Origin of the sequence: Streptomyces sp. NPDC001714 (assembly GCF_042892755.1) — a bacterium.
In the GTDB taxonomy this organism is placed as follows: domain Bacteria; phylum Actinomycetota; class Actinomycetes; order Streptomycetales; family Streptomycetaceae; genus Streptomyces.
In genome coordinates this window covers 163,564-185,944 of the sequence record NZ_JBIAUL010000021.1, presented here as the reverse complement: position 1 = coordinate 185,944, position 22,381 = coordinate 163,564, and the positions used below count along the sequence as shown (strand labels likewise).

General features: G+C 69.7%; 17 protein-coding genes. 8 read left to right on the top strand and 9 right to left on the bottom strand.

Going from position 1 to position 22,381, the window contains the following annotated elements; genetic code table 11:
• Positions 1-6: 6 nt before the first annotated feature.
• The 3 genes from ACFY0P_RS41475 to arc form a co-directional block, all read right to left on the bottom strand.
• Positions 7-225 carry a ubiquitin-like protein Pup gene (locus tag ACFY0P_RS41475; RefSeq protein ID WP_234531430.1) on the bottom strand — a complete coding sequence of 73 codons (219 nt, stop codon included), beginning with the start codon at positions 223-225 and terminating at the stop codon, positions 7-9.
• Positions 226-415: 190 nt separating this feature from the next.
• Complete coding sequence (gene dop, locus ACFY0P_RS41470; protein ID WP_388925853.1) at positions 416-1,927, bottom strand: depupylase/deamidase Dop; 1,512 nt, start codon at positions 1,925-1,927, stop codon at positions 416-418.
• Between the two features lie 244 nt (positions 1,928-2,171).
• Positions 2,172-3,938 carry a proteasome ATPase gene (gene arc / locus ACFY0P_RS41465; protein ID WP_388925850.1) on the bottom strand — a complete coding sequence of 589 codons (1,767 nt, stop codon included), beginning with the start codon at positions 3,936-3,938 and terminating at the stop codon, positions 2,172-2,174.
• A gap of 527 nt (positions 3,939-4,465) precedes the next feature.
• Here arc and ACFY0P_RS41460 point away from each other — a divergent pair.
• On the top strand, positions 4,466-4,771 hold the full coding sequence (locus ACFY0P_RS41460) for a ferredoxin (RefSeq protein WP_388925847.1): 306 nt from the start codon (positions 4,466-4,468) through the stop codon (positions 4,769-4,771).
• 55 nt (positions 4,772-4,826) lie between these two features.
• Here the strand turns inward: ACFY0P_RS41460 and ACFY0P_RS41455 are convergent, their stop codons facing one another.
• Both ACFY0P_RS41455 and ACFY0P_RS41450 read right to left on the bottom strand, forming a co-directional pair.
• Positions 4,827-5,408 (bottom strand): hypothetical protein, encoded by a 582-nt coding sequence (locus tag ACFY0P_RS41455; RefSeq protein ID WP_388925844.1) that lies wholly within the window; start codon positions 5,406-5,408, stop codon positions 4,827-4,829.
• Between the two features lie 231 nt (positions 5,409-5,639).
• Complete coding sequence (locus ACFY0P_RS41450; RefSeq protein WP_089103073.1) at positions 5,640-6,542, bottom strand: tRNA (adenine-N1)-methyltransferase; 903 nt, start codon at positions 6,540-6,542, stop codon at positions 5,640-5,642.
• Between the two features lie 176 nt (positions 6,543-6,718).
• Here ACFY0P_RS41450 and ACFY0P_RS41445 point away from each other — a divergent pair, with 176 nt between their 5' ends.
• Positions 6,719-6,868 carry a hypothetical protein gene (locus tag ACFY0P_RS41445; RefSeq protein WP_388925841.1) on the top strand — a complete coding sequence of 50 codons (150 nt, stop codon included), beginning with the start codon at positions 6,719-6,721 and terminating at the stop codon, positions 6,866-6,868.
• Here the strand turns inward: ACFY0P_RS41445 and ACFY0P_RS41440 are convergent.
• Positions 6,843-8,438 carry a site-2 protease family protein gene (locus tag ACFY0P_RS41440; protein WP_388925838.1) on the bottom strand — a complete coding sequence of 532 codons (1,596 nt, stop codon included), beginning with the start codon at positions 8,436-8,438 and terminating at the stop codon, positions 6,843-6,845. The two genes, ACFY0P_RS41445 and ACFY0P_RS41440, sit on opposite strands and share 26 nt — an antisense overlap.
• Positions 8,439-8,578: 140 nt before the next feature.
• Between ACFY0P_RS41440 and ACFY0P_RS41435 the strand changes: the two genes are divergently transcribed.
• Together ACFY0P_RS41435 and ACFY0P_RS41430 are read left to right on the top strand one after the other, a co-directional pair.
• Entirely contained in the window at positions 8,579-9,520 is a 942-nt protein-coding gene (locus ACFY0P_RS41435; protein WP_388925836.1) for a RecB family exonuclease, read from the top strand.
• A gap of 16 nt (positions 9,521-9,536) precedes the next feature.
• The gene (locus tag ACFY0P_RS41430) at positions 9,537-10,208 is read left to right on the top strand and encodes a response regulator transcription factor (RefSeq protein WP_030608351.1); all 672 of its coding nucleotides are present in this window, start codon (positions 9,537-9,539) and stop codon (positions 10,206-10,208) included.
• A gap of 77 nt (positions 10,209-10,285) precedes the next feature.
• Here the strand turns inward: ACFY0P_RS41430 and ACFY0P_RS41425 are convergent, their stop codons facing one another.
• From ACFY0P_RS41425 to metH, 3 genes are all read right to left on the bottom strand, one after another.
• Positions 10,286-11,890, bottom strand: coding sequence for an ABC transporter substrate-binding protein (locus ACFY0P_RS41425; protein ID WP_388925833.1), 1,605 nt, complete (start codon positions 11,888-11,890; stop codon positions 10,286-10,288).
• Positions 11,891-12,313: 423 nt separating this feature from the next.
• Positions 12,314-13,015: an HAD family hydrolase gene (locus ACFY0P_RS41420; RefSeq protein ID WP_388925830.1), complete on the bottom strand. Its 702-nt coding sequence runs from the start codon at positions 13,013-13,015 to the stop codon at positions 12,314-12,316.
• A 127-nt stretch (positions 13,016-13,142) separates the two neighbouring features.
• A complete protein-coding gene (metH, locus tag ACFY0P_RS41415; RefSeq protein ID WP_388925828.1) occupies positions 13,143-16,658 on the bottom strand; it encodes a methionine synthase in 3,516 nt (1,171 codons plus the stop codon).
• Positions 16,659-17,018: 360 nt separating this feature from the next.
• Here metH and ACFY0P_RS41410 point away from each other — a divergent pair, with 360 nt between their 5' ends.
• The 4 genes from ACFY0P_RS41410 to ACFY0P_RS41395 all read left to right on the top strand — a co-directional run bounded on the left by ACFY0P_RS41410 (position 17,019) and on the right by ACFY0P_RS41395 (position 22,226).
• Positions 17,019-17,783, top strand: a complete 765-nt coding sequence (locus ACFY0P_RS41410; protein ID WP_351490182.1) for an IclR family transcriptional regulator — start codon at positions 17,019-17,021, stop codon at positions 17,781-17,783.
• Between the two features lie 373 nt (positions 17,784-18,156).
• Entirely contained in the window at positions 18,157-18,951 is a 795-nt protein-coding gene (locus ACFY0P_RS41405) for an MIP/aquaporin family protein (protein ID WP_189264814.1), read from the top strand.
• Positions 18,952-19,016: 65 nt separating this feature from the next.
• Positions 19,017-20,555, top strand: coding sequence for a glycerol kinase GlpK (gene glpK, locus ACFY0P_RS41400; RefSeq protein ID WP_388925825.1), 1,539 nt, complete (start codon positions 19,017-19,019; stop codon positions 20,553-20,555).
• Between the two features lie 54 nt (positions 20,556-20,609).
• On the top strand, positions 20,610-22,226 hold the full coding sequence (locus ACFY0P_RS41395) for an FAD-dependent oxidoreductase (RefSeq protein ID WP_388925822.1): 1,617 nt from the start codon (positions 20,610-20,612) through the stop codon (positions 22,224-22,226).
• Positions 22,227-22,381 lie beyond the last annotated feature (155 nt).

The following is a 22,381-nucleotide window of genomic DNA, read 5'->3' as shown; positions in this document are numbered from 1 at the left end:
TTGCCTTTACTCTCCACCTTTTTGCACGAATGACCTCACGAAGTCCTCTGCGTTCTCCTCGAGTACATCGTCAATCTCGTCAAGAACCGAGTCGACGTCGTCACTCAGCTTCTCGTGCCGCTCCTTGAGGTCCTCGGAGCCCTGCGACTCTGCCGCCTGCTCCTCGACCTCCTCGGTGGAGTGCGTCGCCTTCTGCTGTCCGCCGCCGGTGTCCTTGGTTGCCATGACACTCACCCCGCTCAGTTCGCCCGACATGGGTCGACAGGTCGGCTTTCCTGCCGATCGGTGATGATCAGACCCTACAAGCCGGGTCCGACATCGGCCCCGCAGTTTCTCCAACGTACGGGGGCCACCTCGATGATTCCCGGGCGCCGGGGTTTTGACCCCGGGCGCCCGGTGTGCTCCGGGTACCCGTTCAGCCGCCGGAGAGGACCCTGACCAGGTCTTCTGCGGTGCGGCAGCGGTCCAGGAGCTCCTTGACGTGATTTCGCGTTCCGCGTAGCGGTTCCAGGGTTGGGACGCGCTGGAGGCTGTCGCGGCCCGGGAGGTCGAAGATGACCGAGTCCCAGCTCGCGGCGGCGACGTCGTCGGCGTACTGCTCCAGGCAGCGGCCGCGGAAGTAGGCCCGGGTGTCCTCGGGCGGGCTGGTACGGGCCCGTTCCACGTCGGCCTCGTCCAGGAGCCGCTTCATGCGTCCGCGGGCCGCAAGGCGGTTGTAGAGGCCCTTCTCGGCCCGTACGTCGGCGTACTGGAGGTCGAGGAGGTGCAGCTTGGCGGCGTCCCAGTCGAGGCCGTCGCGGCGGCGGTAGCCCTCCATGAGTTCCAGTTTGGCGACCCAGTCGAGCTCTCCGGAGAGGCTCATGGGGTCGTGTTCGAGGCGGTTGAGGGTGTCTTCCCAGCGGGCGAGGACGTCTTTGGTCTGGTCGTCGGCGTCGGCGCCGTACCGCTCCTCCACGTATTTGCGCGACAGCTCGTAGTACTCCATCTGGAGCTGGACGGCGGTGAGTGTGCGTCCGCTGCGGAGGGTGACGAGGCGCTTGAGGGTGGGGTCGTGGGAGACCTGGTGGAGGGTGCGTACGGGCTGGTCGACGGCGAGGTCGACGGCGATGAAGCCGTCCTCGATCATGGAGAGGACCAGGGCGGTGGTGCCCAGCTTCAGGTAGGTCGAGATCTCGGACAGGTTGGCGTCGCCGATGATCACGTGGAGGCGGCGGTACTTCTCCGCGTCCGCGTGGGGCTCGTCCCTGGTGTTGATGATGGGCCGCTTCAGCGTCGTCTCCAGGCCGACCTCGACCTCGAAGTAGTCGGCGCGCTGGCTGAGCTGGAAGCCGTGTTCGTGGCCGTCCTGGCCGATGCCGACGCGGCCGGCGCCGGTGACGACCTGACGGGAGACGAAGAAGGGGGTGAGGTGGCGCACGATGTCCGAGAAGGGGGTTTCCCGCTTCATCAGGTAGTTCTCGTGCGTGCCGTAGGAGGCGCCCTTGTTGTCGGTGTTGTTCTTGTAGAGGTGGATGGGCTGGGCGCCGGGGAGTGCGGCGGCTCGTTCGGCGGCTTCGGCCATGATGCGTTCGCCGGCCTTGTCCCAGAGGACGGCGTCGCGGGGGTTGGTGACCTCGGGGGCGCTGTATTCGGGGTGTGCGTGGTCGACGTAGAGGCGGGCGCCGTTGGTGAGGATCACGTTGGCGAGGCCGATGTCCTCGTCGGTGAGCTGGCTGGCGTCGGCGGCCTCGCGTGCGAGGTCGAAGCCTCGGGCGTCCCGTAGCGGGTTCTCCTCCTCGAAGTCCCAGCGGGCCCGGCGGGCCCGGTGCATCGCCGCCGCGTAGGCGTTGACGATCTGGGACGAGGTGAGCATGGCATTGGCGTTGGGGTGGCCGGGGACGGAGATCCCGTACTCCGTCTCGATGCCCATTACTCGCCGTACGGTCATGCGGCCCTCCTTGCCCGGCGGAGCCCTCGGTCGTGGGCTGCGCTCGCGTACCGCTGGCGCTCCGGTGCGTGTGCGGTGCCCGTCCCCGCACTGCGCGACTCGGCGGTAGGAAAGAGCCTAGAACGCCTTTGCGCTGGTGGGGAGATCATTTGCGTCATTGCCTTGCTCGCCTCGGTTCCGGTTTTGGCCGGAAAAACAGTCGGCTGCGGGTACCCGGTGAGGGCACCCGCAGCCGCCCTGTGTTTTACAGGTACTGTCCGGTGTTCGCCACCGTGTCGATGGAGCGTCCGGTGTCCGCGCCCTGCTTTCCGGTGATGAGAGTACGGATGTAGACGATCCGTTCGCCCTTCTTTCCGGAGATCCGGGCCCAGTCGTCGGGGTTGGTGGTGTTGGGCAGGTCCTCGTTCTCCTTGAACTCGTCCACGCAGGCCTGGAGGAGGTGGGAGACGCGCAGACCCTTCGAGTTGTGGTCGAGGAAGTCCTTGATCGCCATCTTCTTGGCGCGTCCGACGATGTTTTCGATCATGGCGCCGGAGTTGAAGTCCTTGAAGTAGAGGACTTCCTTGTCTCCGTTGGCGTAGGTGACTTCCAGGAAGCGGTTTTCCTCGGATTCGGCGTACATGTGTTCCACCGCCGTCTGGATCATGCTTTCGACGGTGGTGGCCTTGCTGCCGCCGTGCTCGCCGAGGTCGTCGGCGTGCAGCGGAAGGCGCTCGGTCAGGTACTTGCCGAAGATGTCCTTGGCCGCTTCGGCGTCGGGACGCTCGATCTTGATCTTCACGTCGAGCCGGCCGGGGCGGAGGATGGCGGGGTCGATCATGTCCTCGCGGTTGGAGGCGCCGATGACGACCACGTTCTGGAGGCCTTCGACACCGTCGATCTCGGCGAGCAGCTGGGGGACGATGGTGTTCTCCACGTCCGAGCTGACGCCGGAGCCGCGGGTGCGGAAGAGGGATTCCATCTCGTCGAAGAAGACGATGACGGGGGTGCCCTCGCTGGCCTTCTCCCGGGCACGCTGGAAGACGAGGCGGATCTGCCGCTCGGTCTCACCGACGTACTTGTTCAGGAGCTCGGGGCCCTTGATGTTGAGGAAGAAGCTCTTGCCGGCGGCCTGGCCGGTGACTTCGGCGACCTTTTTGGCCAGCGAGTTGGCGACGGCCTTGGCGATGAGTGTCTTGCCGCATCCGGGGGGGCCGTAGAGCAGGACGCCCTTGGGCGGGCGCAGTTCGTGCTCCTTGAACAGGTCCGGGTAGAGGTACGGGAGCTCGACGGCGTCGCGGATGGCCTCGATCTGGCCGCCGAGACCGCCGATCTGCTCGTAGCCGATGTCGGGGACCTCTTCGAGGACGAGTTCCTCGACCTCGCTCTTGGGAACGATCTCGTAGACGTAGCCGGAGCGGGGTTCGAGCAGCAGGGCGTCGCCGGGCCGGATGTTCACGTCCAGCAGCGGCTCGGCGAGCCGTACCACCCGCTCCTCGTCGGTGTGCCCCAGTACGAGGGCGCGCTCGCCGTCCTCGAGGATCTCCTTGAGGGTGACGATGTCGCCGACGCGCTCGTACTCCATGGCCTCGACCACGTTGAGCGCTTCGTTGAGCATGACTTCCTGGCCGCGCCTGAGGTCGTCCAGGTCAACGCTCGGGCTGACGTTCACCCGCAGTTTGCGGCCGCCGGTGAAGATGTCGGCGGTGCCGTCCTCGTTCGCCGTGAGGAAGACACCGAAGCCGGCCGGCGGCTGCGCGAGTCGGTCGACCTCTTCCTTGAGGGCCACGATCTGGTCGCGGGCCTCGCGGAGGGTGTTCGCGAGTCGCTCGTTCTGGGCGGACACGCCGGCCAGGTTCGTCTGCAGCTCGACGATCCGCTCTTCGAGAATCCTCGTGTGTCGCGGAGAGTCGGCGAGCTTGCGTCGCAGGACGGCGATCTCCTGCTCAAGATAGGCGATCTGCTCGGTCGGGTCGTCGGACCCTCGTCCCGGGCGGATGCCGCGGTTCATGTCGTCGTCGTGGGCTGCCACGGTCCTCACCTCCTCCAAGGGGAGCTGGACGCTTCCAGACCCTACCTGGGTGGGTGTCGATTGAAACCCCTAGATCACAAAGACTGTCAAGGTGTGTCGTCGGTCACCCATCGCGTTCTCCCTCGTGCCGGGTGGATACCCACTCAACGCGATTCAGAAGCGGCGTGTTCCAGGCCTGGAGTGGTCAAAACCCTTCGTGACTGACCGGAGTTGTCCGCTCCAGTGCCGGTTCAGGGGTTGTGCCCCGGTGGCGGATTTCTTACACAGAGCGACCGGCCGGATCTGCTGCGTGTTCGCCGGGGCGGGTCACGGGTTGGCTCAAGTCGATCGATCCGGTGGCCGGGCGCCGCCGTCCCGCGCGGTGGGACGCGCCGTGTGCGCGGGCGGAGGGCGCGCCCGGAGGGTGCGCGAGGAGGGTGCGCGGACGGCTGTGGGCCGGAGGTAGGGTCGAAGTCGTTCAACACCCGCCGGGGCGGGACCGGGTGACGCCCGGGTCCGGCCGTCCGGCGCTTTCGACGGCAGGAGAGATGATCGTGCAGCAGGAGGCCCTGGCCGGCGACGAGGCGCTCGAGGTCTGGATCGACCAGGATCTGTGTACGGGTGACGGGATCTGTGCCCAGTACGCCCCGGAGGTGTTCGAGCTGGACATCGACGGCCTGGCCTATGTGAAGGGCGCGGACGACGAGCTGCTGCAGGCGCCCGGGGCGACCGTCCCGGTGCCGCTGCCGCTGCTCACGGACGTGGTGGACTCGGCGCGGGAGTGCCCGGGCGAGTGCATCCACGTACGCCGGGTCGCGGACCGTGTCGAGGTGCACGGGCCGGACGCGGAGTGACTTTCCGGCCACTCCGCGTGGCGTGGGCGTCCGGCCCAACGGGCGGGCGCGGCCGTCAGACGCTGTGGGCGGCGGCGGGGGTGGAGCGGACGAACGCGTGGCCGTTCCACTGCCACTTGGCGCTGGACTTCAGGTCCGGGCAGCAACTGGGCACATTGTCCGAGGAATAGCCGAGCAGGGTGGCGGTGACGGCTTTGCCGGCGACGGCGAAGTCGGTCACGGTGTAGCGGTCCTTGGGGTCGACCAGGGTGGCGACGACGCGGGGGCCGGCGGCGCCGGCGGCCTGGGTGAGGACGTAGACGCCGTCGGGCGGGGTGCCCATGGCCGAGTCGCAGTGGACCACCGCCACGGTTTCCGGCCTGCCGTCGCCGTCGAGGTCGCCGGTGGCCTTCTTGACGACCAGCTCCTTCACGGGGCCGCAGTCGAGGGGGAAGTCCACGCCGGTGGTACTGGGCGGCGCGGCGGCCGCGGGGGCGGACTTCTTCCCGGTGCCGGCGGCGGGCTGTGCGGCTTTGGCCGAGCCCGGCTGGAAGAGGGAGGACAGAGCCACGACGCCGGCCACGGCGGCGGCGGTGGCCAGCCAGTGCATGGGGCGGGTGTCGGTGTGAGCGAGCTCCGGGACCACGGAATGCTGCACTAGGAGTGTCTCCTGTGAGGCCTGTGCCGGTGGGGGGGGTGGCCTGCATCGTGCCACACGTCACAGCGGGTGGGAACGGCGGGGTGGGCTTTCGCGGATCGTGGGGTTCCGTGGTCCTGCGGTGGCGGGGAACCGCGGGGGGGGGGGGGGCCGGGGGGGGGGTGGGGGGGGGGGGGGTTGGGGGGGGGGGGGGGGCCGGGGGGCCGGGGGTCCCGCGGCAGCGGGGCGGGCTCAGCGGCCGGCGCCGCCGTCGGCGTTGGGGCCGTCGTAGTCCTCGCCGTAGGCGCCCTTGGCGGGGCGGCGGCGGCGCATGGGCGGCTCGACGCCGTCCGCGAGGCGGCGGGCGGTGAGCAGGAAGCCGGTGTGGCCGATCATCCGGTGGTCGGGGCGGACGGCCAGGCCTTCCACGTGCCAGTTGCGGATCATCGTCTCCCAGGAGGTCGGCTCGTTGAAGCAGCCGATCTCGCGGATGGACTCGACGGTCCGGGCGAGCTGGGTGGTGGTGGCGACGTAGCAGCACAGGATGCCGCCGGGGACGAGTGCCTTGGAGACGGCCTCCAGGCATTCCCAGGGGGCGAGCATGTCGAGGATGACCCGGTCGACGTCGGTGTCCGAGAGGTTGTCCTGGAGGTCGCCGACGGTGAGCTGCCAGGCCGGGTGCGGGCCGCCGAAGTAGCGCTCCACGTTCTGCTGGGCGATCTCGGCGAAGTCCGCGCGGCGCTCGTAGCTGTGCAGCATGCCCTGGTCGCCGATGGCGCGCAGCAGGAAGCTGCTGAGCGAGCCGGAGCCGACGCCGGCCTCCACGACGCGGGCGCCGGGGAAGATGTCGGCGAAGGAGAGGATCTGCCCCGCGTCCTTGGGGTAGACGACGGCTGCCCCGCGGGGCATGGACAGGACGTAGTCGGGGAGCAGGGGGCGCAGCGCGAGGTAGGCGACGTTGCCGGTGGTGCGGACAACGCTGCCCTCGGGAGCGCCGATCAGTTCGTCGTGCGGGAAGGAGCCCTTGTGGGTGTGGAAGTTCTTCCCGGCTTCGAGCGTGAACGTGTAGTGGCGACCCTTGGGGTCGGTCAGCTGTACCTGGTCCCCGACCTTGAAGGGCCCGCGCCTGCGGGCGGCACCGGTCGGTTCGGACATGTGAACAGCCTACCGGGGTTTGCGGAGGGCACCGACCACGGTGCGGGCGGCCCGGCCCGGGGGCCGGGCGGGTGCCCGCAACCGCCGCGCCGGGTCGCGGCGTCCATGCCAAGTGACGTCCGACGGGTCGGCGCGAGGGCCCTCCGGGCGGGCCGGCCGACGGAGAGGGGCGGGTCATGGCCGACGGGGCCGCGGACGAACCGGACAGCGGCTGGTCACGGGCCTCGGGTGTCGCGTTGCTGATCGGGGCGGTGGTGGCCGCGTACGCCTGCTTCTACCTGTTCACCGTGCGTGCGGTTCTCAGCTGGGCCGGGCCATGGCCCTGACGAAGGCCCGTTCGACGTCCGCGGCGGACAGGACGCCGTAGATCTCGCCGGTCTCCTCGACCACCAGGTACTCGGTGGCGGGGGTGGCGCGCAGGACGTCGAGGAGGTCCTCGCCCGCGAGTTCCGCGGAGACCCGCATGCCGTCGGTGAGGTCCTGGGCGAGGCCGCTGACGGCGACCCAGGGGCGGCGGTGTTCGGGTACGCCGACGATCGCGGCCTCGCGGACGAGGGAGAGCGGGTTGCCGTCGGCGTCGACGACGACCAGGGCGCGGGCGCCGGCGGCGTTGGCGCGGCGCAGGGCCTCGGAGAGCGGGGTGTCGGTCTCGACGGGGACGGCCCGGCGGGTGAGGGTGCGGGCGCGCAGCTCCGGGAGGTGTTCGCGGAGCCGGGCCATGCGCAGGCTGTTGCCGGCGCCGGTCCAGATGATCGCGGCGAGGATGGCGGCGAGCAGGGCGTCGGTGACGGCGTCCATGCCGCTGCTGTCGTCGGTGCCGCCGCCGAAGGCGCCCCAGTGGTTGAGCAGCGGGAGGCCGATGAGGACGGAGACGGCGAGGGCGCGGCCGACCCAGGCGGCGGCGACGGTGCCGCTCATGGGCCTGCCGGTGATCTTCCAGACGACGGCGCGGAGCATCCGGCCGCCGTCGAGGGGCAGGCCGGGCAGCAGGTTGAAGGCGGCGACGATGAGGTTGGACACCATCAGGCCGGCCAGCAGGACGCCGGGGACGGTGCCGGGCTCGACGGGCTGCATGGCGAGGTAGAAGAGGCCGGCGAGGACGAGGGAGAGCAGCGGGCCGACGAAGGCCAGCACGAACTCCCGTCCGGGGGTCTCCGCTTCCTTCTCGATCTCGGAGACGCCGCCGAAGAACTGGAGCTGGATGCGGCGGACGGGGAGTTTGAAGCGGATCGCGGCGACCGTGTGGGCGAGTTCGTGGATCAGGACGGAGGCGTAGAAGGCGATGGCGAAGAAGAGGGAGACGAGGTAGCGGGCGGCGCCGAGTTCGGGCAGCACGCGGTCGAGCTGGCCGCCGAAGACCCAGGTGATCAGCGCGGCGACGACGAACCAGCTGGGGGCGACGTACACGGGGACGCCGAAGGGCCGGCCCATGAGCAGCCCGCCACCGGGTTCCTTGGGCCGCTGCGGCGGCCGCCCCTTGGCCATGCCGGACTGCGCGGGGGCCGGCCCGTCGCCCGTTCCGGGTGCGCCGGTGGGCGGGTCCTGGCGGGCGTCGGCGGGTTCCGGCGTCTCCGGCACCCTGGCCGTCTCCGGTGTCTTGGCCGTCTCCGGTGCCTTGGCCGTCTCCGGTGCCTTGGCCGTCTCCGGTGCCTTCGTCGTCTCCGGCGTCTCGGCCGTCTCGGCCGTCTCCGGATTCTCCGGCGTCTCCGTGGCTTGGGGCGTGGGCTCCTCCCCGGTCTCCTCCTGCGCCGGCTCGGTCCGGTCGGCGGGGGTGGGGGCACGGGGGTGGGTCGGGTCCGGGCCTCCGTCGGGGGGCGGGACCGTAGGCCCTGCGCGGTGCTCGGTCGGTTCGGCGTTGTCCGACCGGGGCTGCCCGCTGCCGCCGCTCACGTCCACGGTGTCCCCTCGTTAGATGCGTCGTCTCTGGTCGATGGTATGCGGCGGTCGTGGCGTGTTCCGCCCCGGCACCCCCTGTGTTGGCCGGGCCGTCGTCCGGGTTGGGTGACTGTCAGTGGCGGGCCGTATGGTCTGTGGTCATGGACAGCAGCATCGAGGACGCCTCGCGGGCTCAGGACGCGGTCGCCGCGCAGGGGGAAGGGCCGGTCACGGCGGTGGCGGGGAAGGCGGCCGGGCCGCCCGCCTCGCTGTCGCCCTCGCGGGCCAGTGACTTCATGCAGTGTCCGCTGCTGTACCGGTTCCGGGTGATCGACCGGCTGCCGGAGAAGCCGAGCGAGGCGGCGACCCGCGGGACGCTGGTGCACGCGGTCCTGGAGCGGCTCTTCGACGCCCCCGCGGCGGAGCGGACGGCGCCGCGGGCCAAGTCGCTGATCCCGGGCCAGTGGGACCGGCTGCGGGAGTCCCGGCCGGAGCTCGGGGAGCTGTTCGCGGAGGATCCGCAGGGCGAGCGGCTGGCGCGCTGGCTGGGTGAGGCGGAGCAGCTGGTCGAGCGCTGGTTCACGCTGGAGGATCCGGTCCGGCTGGAGCCCGTGGAGCGGGAGCTGTTCGTGGAGACCGAGCTGGAGTCGGGGCTGCGGCTGCGCGGGATCATCGACCGGGTCGACGTGGCGCCGACGGGTGAGGTGCGGATCGTCGACTACAAGACGGGCAAGGCGCCGCGGCCGGAGTACGCCGAGGGTGCGCTGTTCCAGATGAAGTTCTACGCGCTGGTGGTGTGGCGGCTGAAGAACGTGGTGCCGAGGCGGCTGCAGCTGGTGTATCTCGGCAGCGGTGACGTGCTGACGTACGACCCGGTCCTGGCCGATCTGCAGCGGGTGGAGCGCAAGCTGCTCGCGCTGTGGGAGGCGATCCGGCAGGCGACGGAGTCGGGTGAGTGGCGGCCGCGTCCGACGAAGCTGTGCGGCTGGTGCGACCACCAGGCGCACTGCCCGGAGTTCGGCGGCACTCCCCCGCCGTACCCGCTGCCGGTGAGGTCGGCCGGGGCCGGGGACGTGACGCAGGGCAGAATGGGCGCGGACTAGCAGAAGGAGACTCACCGTGGCCATCCGCGTCCTACTGGTCGACGACCAGCCGCTGCTGCGTACCGGGTTCCGGATGATCCTGGAGGCCGAGCAGGACATCGCGGTCGTGGGCGAGGCCGGAGACGGCCTGCAGGCCCTCGACCAGGTGCGCGCCCTCCAGCCCGATGTCGTGCTGATGGACATCCGGATGCCGCGGATGGACGGCGTGGAGGCGACCCGGCAGATCACCGGCCCCGGCCGGGACGGTCCGGCGAAGGTGCTGGTGCTGACCACGTTCGATCTGGACGAGTACGTGGTGGAGGCGCTGCGCGCGGGGGCCAGCGGCTTCCTGCTGAAGGACGCGCCGGCCAACGAGCTGGTGCAGGCGATCCGGGTGGTGGCGAACGGCGAGGCGATGCTGGCGCCGAGCATCACGCGCCGGCTGCTGGACAAGTACGCGACGCATCTTCCGTCCGGCGAGGAGCCGGTGCCGGACACCCTGCACACCCTGACCGACCGTGAGGTGGAGGTGCTGAAGCTGGTGGCGCGCGGGTTGTCGAACGCGGAGATCGCCGCGGACCTGTTCGTCAGCGAGACCACGGTGAAGACGCATGTGGGGCATGTGCTGACCAAGCTGGGGCTGCGGGACCGGGTGCAGGCGGCGGTGTACGCGTACGAGAGCGGCCTGGTGCGCCCTGGCGCGCAGTAGGGCGGCACAGGCAAGGACGACGCGAAGGGCGCCCCTCTCCACCGAGAGGGGCGCCCTTCGCGTCGTATGACCGGGCGTCAGCTGCTGGAGCCGCGGCCGAGCTCCCACAGCTGGAGGCTGGCGGAGGAGTTGAGGGCGTAGGCGACGCCCGTGATGTCGTCGCGGGCGGCGACGTACTGCTTGCCCTGCCACAGCGGCAGCACCGGGACGTCGTTGGCGACGTCGTCCTGGATCTCGGTGAGGCTGCTGGTGGCGCTGGCGCGGTCGGCCTCGCGGCGGGACGCCGGGATCAGCGTGTTGATGATCCGGTTGTTGACGTAGGGCGACTTGAGGAAGTTGTCCTTGTCGAGGAACGGCGCGAGGAAGTTGTCGGCGTCGGGGAAGTCGGGGAACCAGCCCATGCCGTAGACGTCGTAGTCGCCCTTGCGCTCGGCGGTCTGGTAGGTCGACCAGAGGGTGCCCTTGATGCTGACGTCGAACAGGCCGCTGTCGTTGAGCTGCTGCTTGAGGACCTCGAACTCCTGCTTGGTGGCCGGACCGTAGTGGTCGGTCGTGTAGTGCAGGGTGAGCTTCACCGGGGTGGTGATGCTCGCCGCGGTCAGCAGGGCCCGGGCCTTGGAGACGCTGGGGTCGCCGTACTTGTTGAAGAACGAGTTGGAGTGGCCGGTGACGGAGGCCGGGACCAGCGAGTACAGCGGGTCGGCCTGCTGTCCGTACACCTTGGCGACGAGTTCGTCGCGGTTGATGACCTGGGCCATGGCCTGGCGGACGGCCTTGGACTTGACGGAGGGCGCGTCGGTGTTGAAGCCGAGGTAGCGGATCTCCAGGCCGGACATCTCGACGAGGTCGACGTTGGAGTCGTCGCCGGCGTCGAGCTTGTTGATCTGGGACGGCGACATGGTGCGGGTCATGACGTCGATGTCGCCCTTGTCGATCGCCTCGCCCATGGCGTCGGCGTCCTTGTAGGAGCGCATGACGACCTGCTCGTTGTTCACCTTCACGCTGCCCTTGTAGTTCGGGTTCTTGGAGAAGGTGGCGGAGACGATCGCGTCGTCCTTGACGTCGGCCTTGAAGGTGTAGGGGCCGGAGCCGTCGATGTCGAAGCCGTCGCGGAGCTTGTCCTTCTCGTAGTCCTTCGGGTTCACGATGCCCGCGACCGGAGTGGACAGCTTGTACGGGAAGGTGGCGTCGGCGGACTTGAGGTGGAAGATGACCTCGCGGTCGCCCTGGGTCTCGATGGTGTCGATGTTCGCGAGGAGGGCGTAGACGCCGGTGTCGGCCTTGATGCGCAGGGCGCGCTGGATGGACCACTTGACGTCGTCGGCGGTGACGGCGTTGCCGTCGGAGAACTTCAGGCCCTCGCGCAGCTTGCAGGCGTAGCGCTCACTGCCACTGTCGGTGAAGGAGCAGCTCTCGGCCGCGTCGGGGACCGGGTCGCCGTCGCCCTTGGGCTGGGACATGAGGGTCTGCACCGTCTGGCGCAGGATGTTCCAGCCGCCGACGTCGTAGGAGTACGCGGGGTCGACCGGCGCCGGAGCGTCCTTCGTGGCGGTGAACTGGTCAGTGGTGCCGACGACGATCGCGTCGCTGCTGCTGCTCCCGCTGTCGGATCCACCGCATGCGGCGAGCACCGGAGCGAGCAGGCCGACCACGGCCGGCAGCACCAAAGTCTTGCGGTTCATGCTCGAAGTTCTCCAGAGCTGATCGTGTCCGTGTATACCGCATGCGTGGGGTGTCGAAGCGGATCACGGGGGTTACGGCGATGTTCTCGCGACGAGATTAGTCGGCGCCCGCAGGAGGGTTGGCAGCGGCGTGAGTTGAGGTCCCATCACGCAGGGGAACCGCGTGCGGACAGACCGAAAACCCGACAGCGGCAGGATTAGTGCAGCCTCTCCCCAATCGGGACACATGGTCGCCCCGTTTCCCCCCGAACGGGGGCGGGCTGCACAACCGGGCAACGTTGTCGAGCGTCTCACACGTGGGGAACGTCACACACGCATTTCCGTGCTGGGGTATCGGAATTCAGCCGGTTGAACAGTTGCGAATTCCGTTGAATGACCGGCGCCGGGATTTCACGCAATGGACTTTGTACGCTGCGTGAACGGCTAGCGCATTTCCGTCATCAGACCGCGCAGAAAAGCCAGGTCGACCTCTTCCAGGGAGGTCACCACGGTACGGCGGGCGGCCGGGGCGATCGGCGCCACCGAGGGGACCACGACCACCTGGCAGCCGGCCGCCTCGGCGGCGGCGACGCCGGTCGAGGTGTCCTCGACGACCGCGCATCTGGCCGGATCCACTCCCAGCCCGGCGGCGGCGAGCAGATACGGGTCCGGGTACGGCTTGGTGCGCGAGACCTCGTCGCCGGCGATCGACAGGGTGAAGTGCTGGGGGCCCAGCGAGGAAAGGACACGGTCGATGATGCGCCGGTGCGAGGCGGAGACCAGGGCGGTGGGGATCTGCTGCTCGTACAGCTCGGCGAGCAGCCGCTGTGCGCCCGGCATCAGCGGCAGGGCGGTGCCGATGCGTTCCTCGAAGCCGTCGTTGAGCAGCACGCTGAGCTCGGCGAGCGTGATGGCGGCGCCGGTGGCCTCGATGAGGAACCCGGCGCTGCGGGTCATGGGGCCGCCCACCACGACATGGCGCCAGGAGTCGTCGAGGGTGTGGCCGAGGCGGGCGAAGATCTCGACCTCGACGTCCCACCAGAAGCCCTCGGTGTCCACCAGGGTGCCGTCCATGTCGAGGAGCACCGCCTGGAGGGCCGAGCCTTCCGCCGTACGGGTTCCGAGCGCGGGGACCGTGCTGGTCATCCACACACCTCCTTGAGGGACGACCAGGCCGGTTCCCATGCGGGGAACCGGCCTGCTGTGGACCGACCAGTGTACGACTTATCCGATCAGTGTGCCGTGTGGGACACGTCTCGGTGCCGAGCGCCGCTCAGCGGGCGTTGAAGTACTTCGCCTCCGGGTGGTGGATCACGATCGCGTCGGTGGACTGCTCGGGGTGCAGCTGGAACTCCTCGGACAGGTGGACGCCGATCCGCTCGGGCCGGAGCAGGTCGGCGATCTTGGCGCGGTCCTCCAGGTTGGGGCAGGCGCCGTAGCCGAGGGAGAAGCGGGCGCCCCGGTACTTCAGGGCGAACATGTCCTCGATGTCGGCCGGGTCCTCGCCGGCGAAGCCGAGCTCGGAGCGCACGCGTGCGTGCCAGTACTCGGCGAGGGCCTCGGCCAGCTGGACGGACAGGCCGTGCAGTTCGAGGTAGTCGCGGTAGGAGTTGGCCTCGAACAGCTTGGCGGTCTGCTCGCCGATGCGGGAGCCGACGGTGACGACCTGGAGGCCGACCACGTCCGTCTCGCCGGACTCCTCCGGGCGGAAGAAGTCGGCGAGGCAGAGCCGGCGGCCCCGGCGCTGGCGGGGGAAGGTGAACCGGGTGCGCTCGTTGCCCTGTTCGTCCAGGATGATCAGGTCGTCGTCCTTGGAGACGCACGGGAAGTAGCCGTAGACCACGGCCGCTTCCAGCAGGTTCTCCGTCTGGAGCTGGTCGAGGAGGCCGCGCAGCCGGGGGCGGCCCTCGGTCTCGACGAGTTCCTCGTAGGACGGTCCCTCGCCGGTGCGGGCCTGCTTGAGGCCCCACTGGCCCTTGAAGAGGGCGCCTTCGTCGAGCCAGCTCGCGTACTCCTTGAGCTGGATGCCCTTGATGACGCGGGTGTCCCAGAACGGCGGGGTGGGCACCGGGTTGTCGACGGCCACGTCGGAGCGGACGTGGCCCTCCTCGGGCCGCTCCTCGACCTCGACGGCGGCCGTCTGCCGGACCCGGCGCTGCTTGAGCTCCGGCAGGACCGCGCCGGGCACCCCGCGCTTGACGCCGATGAGCGCGTCCATCAGGCGCAGGCCCTCGAAGGCGTCGCGGGCGTAGCGGACCTCGCCCCCGTAGAGCTCGTGCAGGTCCTGCTCGACGTAGGCGCGGGTGAGGGCGGCGCCGCCGAGGATGACCGGGTAAGTGGCCGCGAGGCCGCGCTGGTTGAGCTCCTCCAGGTTCTCCTTCATGATCACCGTGGACTTGACGAGCAGTCCGGACATGCCGATGACGTCGGCCTTGTGCTCGTCGGCGGCCTCCAGGATCGCGGAGACGGGCTGCTTGATGCCGAGGTTGACGACGTTGTAGCCGTTGTTCGACAGGATGATGTCGACGAGGTTCTTGCCGATGTCGTGGACGTCGCCGCGCACGGTGGCCAGGACGATGGTGCCCTTTCCTTCCGCGTCCGACTTCTCCATGTGCGGTTCGAGGTGGGCTACCGCGGCCTTCATGACCTCGGCGGACTGCAGGACGAACGGCAGCTGCATCTGGCCGGAGCCGAACAGCTCGCCGACGACCTTCATGCCGTCCAGCAGGGTCTCGTTGACGATGTCCAGGGCGGGGCGGGTCTGGAGGGCCTCGTCGAGGTCGGCCTCCAGGCCGTTGCGCTCGCCGTCGATGATCCGCCGCTTGAGGCGCTCCTCCAGCGGGAGGGCGGCCAGTTCCTCGGCCCTGCCGGCCTTGAGGGACTTGGCGGTGGCGCCCTCGAAGAGCTGCATCAGCTTCTGGAGCGGGTCGTATCCCTCGGCGCGGCGGTCGTGGATGAGGTCGAGGGCGGTCTGCACCTCCTCCTCGCTGAAGCGGGCGATCGGCAGGATCTTGCTGGCGTGCACGATCGCCGAGTCCAGGCCCGCCTTGACGCATTCGTCGAGGAAGACGGAGTTCAGCAGGATCCGGGCGGCCGGGTTGAGGCCGAAGGAGATGTTGGACAGGCCCAGGGTGGTCTGGACGTCCGGGTGGCGGCGCTTGAGCTCGCGGATCGCCTCGATGGTGGCGATGCCGTCCTTGCGGGACTCCTCCTGACCGGTGCAGATGGTGAAGGTCAGGGTGTCGATGAGGATGTCCGACTCGTGGATGCCCCAGTTCCCGGTCAGGTCGTCGATCAGCCGTTCGGCGATCTCGACCTTCTTCTCGGGGGTGCGGGCCTGCCCCTCCTCGTCGATGGTCAGCGCGATGAGCGCGGCGCCGTGCTCGCGGGCGAGCCGGGTGACCTTCGCGAAGCGGGACTCCGGGCCGTCGCCGTCCTCGTAGTTGACGGAGTTGATGACCGCGCGTCCGCCGAGCTTCTCCAGGCCGGCCTGGATGACGTCGACCTCGGTGGAGTCGAGGACGATCGGCAGGGTGGAGGCGGTGGCGAAGCGGCCGGCCAGCTCCTCCATGTCGGCGACGCCGTCCCGGCCGACGTAGTCCACGCAGAGGTCCAGCATGTGGGCGCCCTCGCGGATCTGCTCGCGGGCCATCTCCACACAGTCGTCCCAGCGGGCCGCCAGCATGGCCTCGCGGAACTTCTTCGACCCGTTGGCGTTGGTGCGCTCGCCGATGGCCAGGTAGGAGGTGTCCTGGCGGAAGGGCACGGTCTGGTAAAGGGAGGCGGCGCCGGGCTCGGGACGCGGGCTGCGCTCCGGCGGGGTGACCCCCTGGACCCGGTCGACGACCTGGCGCAGGTGCTCCGGGGTGGTGCCGCAGCAGCCTCCGATGAGGGAGAGGCCGTACTCGCGGACGAAGTTGTCCTGGGCCTCGGCCAGGCCCTCGGGACCGAGCGGGAAGTGGGCGCCGTCCTTGGTGAGGACCGGCAGGCCCGCGTTCGGCATGCACAGCAGCGGGATGCGGGAGTGCCGGGTGAGGTAGCGCAGGTGCTCGCTCATCTCGGCGGGGCCGGTCGAGCAGTTCAGGCCGATCATGTCGATGCCGAGCGGCTCCAGGGCGGTGAGCGCGGCGCCGATCTCGGAGCCGAGGAGCATGGTGCCGGTGGTCTCGAAGGCCATGGAGACGAGGAGCGGGACCTCGATGCCGAGAGCCTCCATGGCGCGGCGGGCGCCGAGGACGGAGGCCTTGGTCTGCAGGAGGTCCTGGGTGGTCTCGACGATCAGGGCGTCGGCGCCACCGGTGAGCAGGCCCTCGGCGTTCTGCTGGAAGCCGTCACGAATGGTGACGTACGGCACGTGCCCGAGGGTCGGCAGCTTGGTGCCGGGGCCGATGGAGCCGAGGACCCAGCGCTGCCGGCCGTCCCGGGCGGTGAAGTCGTCGGCCGTCTCACGGGCGATGCGGGCACCGGCCTCGGACAGCTCGTGGACGCGGTCGGCGATGTCGTACTCGGCCATGGCCGCGTGGTTCGCCCCGAACGTGTTCGTCTCCACGCAGTCCACACCCACGGAGAAGTACGCCTCGTGGACGGACCGGACGATGTCGGGGCGGGTGAGGTTGAGGATCTCGTTGCAGCCCTCGAGATTCTCGAAGTCCTCCAGGGTGGGGTCCTGCGCCTGGAGCATGGTGCCCATGGCTCCGTCGGCGACCACCACACGTGTGGCGAGCGCCTCCCGGAGCGCGGACACCCGGGTCCGGCTGTCGGCGGAAGGGGACGGCGGCAACGAGGCCATGAAGGGCTCCCTTGGATGCGACGGCTGTCGGCTATGCGGTTTCCCCGGGTGGACCCGGCTATGGACGCACGGCGCCAGCGTAACCGGGAGTGGGCTTGGATGGGCAGGGCGTCCATGTGGCGGACGAGTGACCGGCGGGGCGGGCAGTATGACGCCGACCATGGCGTTCTGGCCGCTCACGGGTCATGGTGCGGGGCGGATGTGTGTGGCCGGACACCGAAGGATGGGCCACGCGTGAAGTAACGGATGTCGACCGACCATTAGCGGTGAGTCGGCATGGACCGGTAGTGTTCGGCATTGCCGAACGATGGTTACGGCGTTGTGACGGTGAGGGTCACAGGGGACGGAGGCAGAACGGCGATGGCACGGAACATCCAGTCGCTCGAACGGGCGGCCGCGATGCTGCGGCTGCTCGCGGGCGGCGAGCGACGGCTCGGACTGTCGGACATCGCCTCGTCACTGGGCCTCGCCAAGGGCACCGCACACGGCATACTCCGCACCCTCCAGCAGGAGGGGTTCGTCGAGCAGGACGACGTCTCGGGCCGATACCAGCTGGGCGCCGAGCTGCTCCGGCTCGGCACCACCTACCTGGACATCCACGAGCTGCGGGCGCGGGCGCTGGTGTGGACGGACGACCTGGCCCGCTCCAGCGGCGAGAGCGTCTATCTGGGCGTGCTCCACCAGCAGGGCGTGCTGATCGTGCACCACGTCTTCCGGCCCGACGACAGCCGGCAGGTGCTGGAGATCGGCGCCATGCAGCCGCTGCACTCCACCGCCCTCGGCAAGGTGCTGTCGGCCTACGACCCGGTGGCGCACAGCGAGGCACTGGAGGCCGACCGCAAGCCCTTCACCGACCGCACCACCTGCGATCTGGACGCCTTCGAGCACATCCTCGACATCACGCGGGCCCGGGGCTACGCGGCCGACGTGGAGGAGACCTGGGAGGGCGTGGCCTCGGTCGCGGCCCCGATCCACGACCGCCGCCGCATGCCGGTGGGCGCGGTGGGCATCACGGGCGCGGTGGAGCGGCTCTGCAAGGACGGGGAGTTGCGGCCCGACCTGATCGCGGCGGTGCGGGACTGTGCCCGTGCGGTGTCGCGGGACCTGGGCGCGGGCCGGTTCTGACGGCGCGCCCCTGACCGACGACCGAGGCCGGTTCGCGTGTGGCGGACCGGCCTCAGCCGTACCCTGAGATGGACATAACAGGGCAAACTTGCAGATCAGTGGAGTTAGCGCGGGACACCCGGCGGACGACCCGACTCATCGATAACCCACAGCAATCAATAACGATCGCGCTTTCGATAACAGAACCCTTGACGCACGCGTAACGCCGGAGCAAGACTCCCGTCCATCGGTCGGCATTGTCGAACACCTACCGGCAATACGCGCTAGAGTGTGACAACGCCAAAGGCCGACATCGCTCTCACCCCCGAGGGCGCCAACACCCCGAAGGGACTCGGGGTTCGGCTTCCCTGGACGAAGGACAAAGGAGTCGCGGGTGTCCAGCTCCGACATCTTCATCGGCGAGACCATCGGTACCGCCATACTCATCCTGCTCGGCGGCGGCGTCTGCGCCGCTGTCACGCTCAAGGCCTCGAAGGCCCGTAACGCCGGCTGGCTCGCCATCGCCTTCGGTTGGGGCTTCGCCGTCCTGACGGCCGTCTACATCTCCGGACCGTTGTCCGGTGCCCACCTCAACCCGGCCGTCACCGTCGCTCTCGCCATCAAGAACAGCGACTGGAGCAACGTCCCGGTCTACTTCGCCGGACAGCTGCTCGGCGCGATGATCGGCGCCTCCCTGGTGTGGGTCGCCTACTACGGCCAGTTCCAGGCGCACCTCACCGACAAGGAGATCGTCGGCGGTCCGGGCGCGCAGGCCACCACGGCCAAGGCCGTCGAGGCCCAGGAGAAGGGCGCAGGACCGGTCCTCGGCATCTTCTCCACCGGTCCGGAGATCCGGAACGCGGTCCAGAACCTCGCCACGGAGATCATCGGCACCGTCGTGCTGATCCTCGCGGTCCTCACCCAGGGCCTCAACGACAAGGGCAACGGCCTCGGTGTGCTGGGCGGCCTGATCACCGCCCTGGTGGTCGTCTCGATCGGTCTGTCGCTCGGCGGCCCGACGGGTTACGCGATCAACCCGGCCCGTGACCTCGGCCCGCGCATCGTGCACGCGCTCCTCCCCCTGCCCAACAAGGGTGGTTCCGACTGGAGCTACGCCTGGATCCCGGTCGTCGGCCCGCTGATCGGCGGAGCCATAGCCGCGGGTATCTACAACGTCGCCTTCGCTTAAAGCAGCAGGCTTCGCCGAAGAAACAGACGTACCGGCACACACCACGGATCTTTGAGGAGCACACAGTGACCGACGCCCACACCGCAGGCCCCTTCATCGCCGCGATCGACCAGGGCACGACCTCCAGCCGCTGCATCGTCTTCGACAAGGACGGCCGTATCGTCTCGGTCGACCAGAAGGAGCACGAGCAGATCTTCCCGAAGCCGGGCTGGGTCGAGCACAACGCCAACGAGATCTGGACCAACGTCCAGGAAGTCGTCGCCGGGGCCATCCAGAAGGCCGGCATCACCCGCGACGACATCAAGGCCATCGGCATCACCAACCAGCGCGAGACCACCGTGCTGTGGGACAAGAACACCGGTGAGCCGGTCCACAACGCCATCGTCTGGCAGGACACCCGCACCGACGCCCTCTGCCGCGAGCTCGGCCGCAACGTCGGCCAGGACCGCTTCCGCCGCGAGACCGGCCTGCCGCTGGCCTCCTACTTCGCCGGCCCCAAGGCCCGCTGGCTGCTCGACAACGTCGACGGCCTCAAGGAGCGCGCCGAGGCGGGCGACATCCTCTTCGGCACCATGGACACCTGGGTCATCTGGAACCTGACCGGCGGTGCCAACGGCGGCCGGCACGTCACCGACGTGACCAACGCCTCCCGCACCCTTCTCATGAACCTGCACACCATGCAGTGGGACGAGAAGATCGCCGAGTCCATCGGCGTGCCGCTGCAGATCCTGCCCGAGATCCGCTCCTCCGCCGAGGTCTACGGCGAGGTCACCGGCGGCAAGCTCGGCGACCTGCTCGGCGGCATCCCGGTCGCCTCCGCGCTCGGCGACCAGCAGGCGGCCCTGTTCGGCCAGTGCTGCTTCTCCGAGGGCGAGGTCAAGTCCACCTACGGCACCGGCACCTTCATGGTGATGAACACCGGTGACAAGATCATCAACTCCTACGCGGGTCTGCTGACCACGGTCGGCTACAAGATCGGCGACCAGCCGACCCAGTACGCGCTGGAGGGCTCGATCGCCGTCACCGGCTCGCTGGTGCAGTGGATGCGCGACCAGATGGGCCTGATCTCCACCGCGGCCGAGATCGAGACGCTCGCGCTCTCGGTCGAGGACAACGGCGGCGCCTACTTCGTGCCGGCCTTCTCCGGCCTGTTCGCCCCGCACTGGCGCTCCGACGCCCGCGGCGTGATCGCCGGCCTGACCCGGTACGTCACCAAGGCGCACCTGGCCCGCGCCGTCCTGGAGGCCACCGCCTGGCAGACCCGCGAGATCGCGGACGCCATGGTGAAGGACTCCGGCGACGAGCTGGTGGCCCTCAAGGTCGACGGTGGCATGACCGCCAACAACCTGCTGATGCAGACCCTCGCCGACGTCCTGGACGCACCCGTGGTGCGCCCGATGGTCGCCGAGACCACCTGCCTCGGCGCCGCCTATGCCGCCGGCCTCGCCGTCGGCTTCTGGTCCAGCACCGACGAACTGCGCGCCAACTGGCGCCGGGCCGCCGAGTGGACCCCCCGCATGGACGCGGAGACCCGCGACCGTGAGTACAAGAACTGGCTCAAGGCCGTCGACCGGACCATGGGCTGGATCGACGACGAGAGCTGACGAGAGCGCGCACCGCTCTCACGATCGAGCTCTGACGAGGAGTAAGAACCCGACATGACCAGTCAGTCCACCCTGCAGTCCGTACCTGCCCTGGGGACGCACCCGGCCTCCGGCTCGAACCCGAGCCGGGCCGAGACCAGGGAGCAGCTCTCCAAGGCGTCGTACGACCTTCTCGTGATCGGCGGCGGCATCCTGGGCATCTCCACCGCCTGGCACGCCGCGCAGTCCGGGCTCAGGGTGGCACTGGTCGACGCCGGCGACTTCGCCGGCGCCACCTCCTCCGCCTCCTCCAAGCTTCTCCACGGCGGTCTGCGCTACCTGCAGACCGGCGCGGTGAAGCTGGTGGCGGAGAACCACTTCGAGCGCCGTGCGGTCTCCCGCCAGGTGGCCCCCCACCTGGCGAACCCGCTCACGTTCTACCTCCCCGTGTACAAGGGCGGTCCGCACGGCGCCGCGAAGCTCGGGGCGGGCGTGTTCGCCTACTCCGCGCTCTCCGCGTTCGGTGACGGCGTCGGTCACCTGCTCTCGCCCGCTCGGGCCCAGCGGGACGTGCCGGAGCTGCGCACCGAGAACCTCAAGGCCGTCGCGGTCTACGGCGACGACCAGATGAACGACGCGCGCATGGCGCTGATGACGGTCCGCGCGGCCGTCGAGGCGGGCGCGGTCGTCCTCAACCACGCCCAGGTCACCGGGCTGCGCTTCACCCGGGGCCGGGTGACCGGTGCCGACCTGAAGGACGCGGTCTCCGGCGAGGAGTTCGGCGTCAACGCCCGTCTGGTGCTCAACGCGACCGGCCCCTGGGTCGACCACCTGCGCCGGATGGAGGACCCGAACGCGGCCCCGTCCATCCGCCTCTCCAAGGGCGCCCACCTGGTCCTCAAGCGCACCTCCCCCTGGAAGGCCGCGCTGGCCACCCCCATCGACAAGTACCGGATCACCTTCGCCCTCCCCTGGGAGGACATGCTGCTGCTCGGCACCACCGACGAGGAGTACGAGGGCGACCCGGCGGACGTCTCCGTCACCGAGAAGGACATAGCCCAGATCCTGGACGAGGCCGCGTTCTCCGTCCGGGACCAGCAGCTCGAGCGCGACCTGATCACCTACGCCTTCGCCGGCCTGCGCGTCCTGCCGGGCGGCCCCGGCGACACCGCCAAGGCCAAGCGGGAGACCGTGGTCACCGAGGGCAAGGGCGGCATGCTGTCCGTCGCGGGCGGCAAGTGGACCACCTTCCGGCACATCGGCCGCACCGTGATGGAGAAGCTGGAGGCGCTGCCGGGCCACCCGCTGGGCGACGACTTCGAGCCCATCGCCTCGCTGCCGAAGAAGCTGCCGCTGCCCGGTGTCGCCAACCCGCGTGCCGTCGCCCACCGCCTGCTGGTGGACAACCCGGCCCCGGGCCCGCGGATGGCCGCCGACACGGCGAAGCACCTGGCCACCCACTACGGTTCGCTGGCCTTCGACATCGCGCGCCTCGCCAACGAGGACCCGCAGCTCGCCGAGCGCGTCCACCCGGACGCCCCGGAGATCTGGGCGCAGGTCGTCTGGGCCCGCGACCACGAGTGGGCCGAGACCGCGGACGACGTGCTGCGCCGCCGTACCACCCTGACGATCCGCGGCCTGGCCACGGACGACGTCCGGGCCAAGGTCCAGGACCTGCTCGACAAGGGCTGACACCAGGAACAGGCGGCTGCCGGGTCCTCCCCTGACCGTCCCGGCAACCGCTGAAGACCCGGCCCCGCCGTACCGGGGGCGGGCGACAGGATGGGCGGCTCCCCTCCCCTGGGGAGCCGCCCCTCTCGCATGCCCGCCGGAAGGCGGTATGCCGT

Coding starts and splice junctions, on each gene's coding strand:
- ACFY0P_RS41475 (WP_234531430.1), bottom strand. CDS start 225: ATGGCAACCAAGGACACCGGCGGCGGACAGCAGAAGGCGACGCACTCC.
- dop (WP_388925853.1), bottom strand. CDS start 1,927: ATGACCGTACGGCGAGTAATGGGCATCGAGACGGAGTACGGGATCTCC.
- ACFY0P_RS41460 (WP_388925847.1), top strand. CDS start 4,466: ATGATCGTGCAGCAGGAGGCCCTGGCCGGCGACGAGGCGCTCGAGGTC.
- ACFY0P_RS41450 (WP_089103073.1), bottom strand. CDS start 6,542: ATGTCCGAACCGACCGGTGCCGCCCGCAGGCGCGGGCCCTTCAAGGTC.
- ACFY0P_RS41445 (WP_388925841.1), top strand. CDS start 6,719: ATGGCCGACGGGGCCGCGGACGAACCGGACAGCGGCTGGTCACGGGCC.
- ACFY0P_RS41435 (WP_388925836.1), top strand. CDS start 8,579: ATGGACAGCAGCATCGAGGACGCCTCGCGGGCTCAGGACGCGGTCGCC.
- ACFY0P_RS41425 (WP_388925833.1), bottom strand. CDS start 11,890: ATGAACCGCAAGACTTTGGTGCTGCCGGCCGTGGTCGGCCTGCTCGCT.
- ACFY0P_RS41420 (WP_388925830.1), bottom strand. CDS start 13,015: ATGACCAGCACGGTCCCCGCGCTCGGAACCCGTACGGCGGAAGGCTCG.
- metH (WP_388925828.1), bottom strand. CDS start 16,658: ATGGCCTCGTTGCCGCCGTCCCCTTCCGCCGACAGCCGGACCCGGGTG.
- ACFY0P_RS41410 (WP_351490182.1), top strand. CDS start 17,019: ATGGCACGGAACATCCAGTCGCTCGAACGGGCGGCCGCGATGCTGCGG.
- ACFY0P_RS41395 (WP_388925822.1), top strand. CDS start 20,610: ATGACCAGTCAGTCCACCCTGCAGTCCGTACCTGCCCTGGGGACGCAC.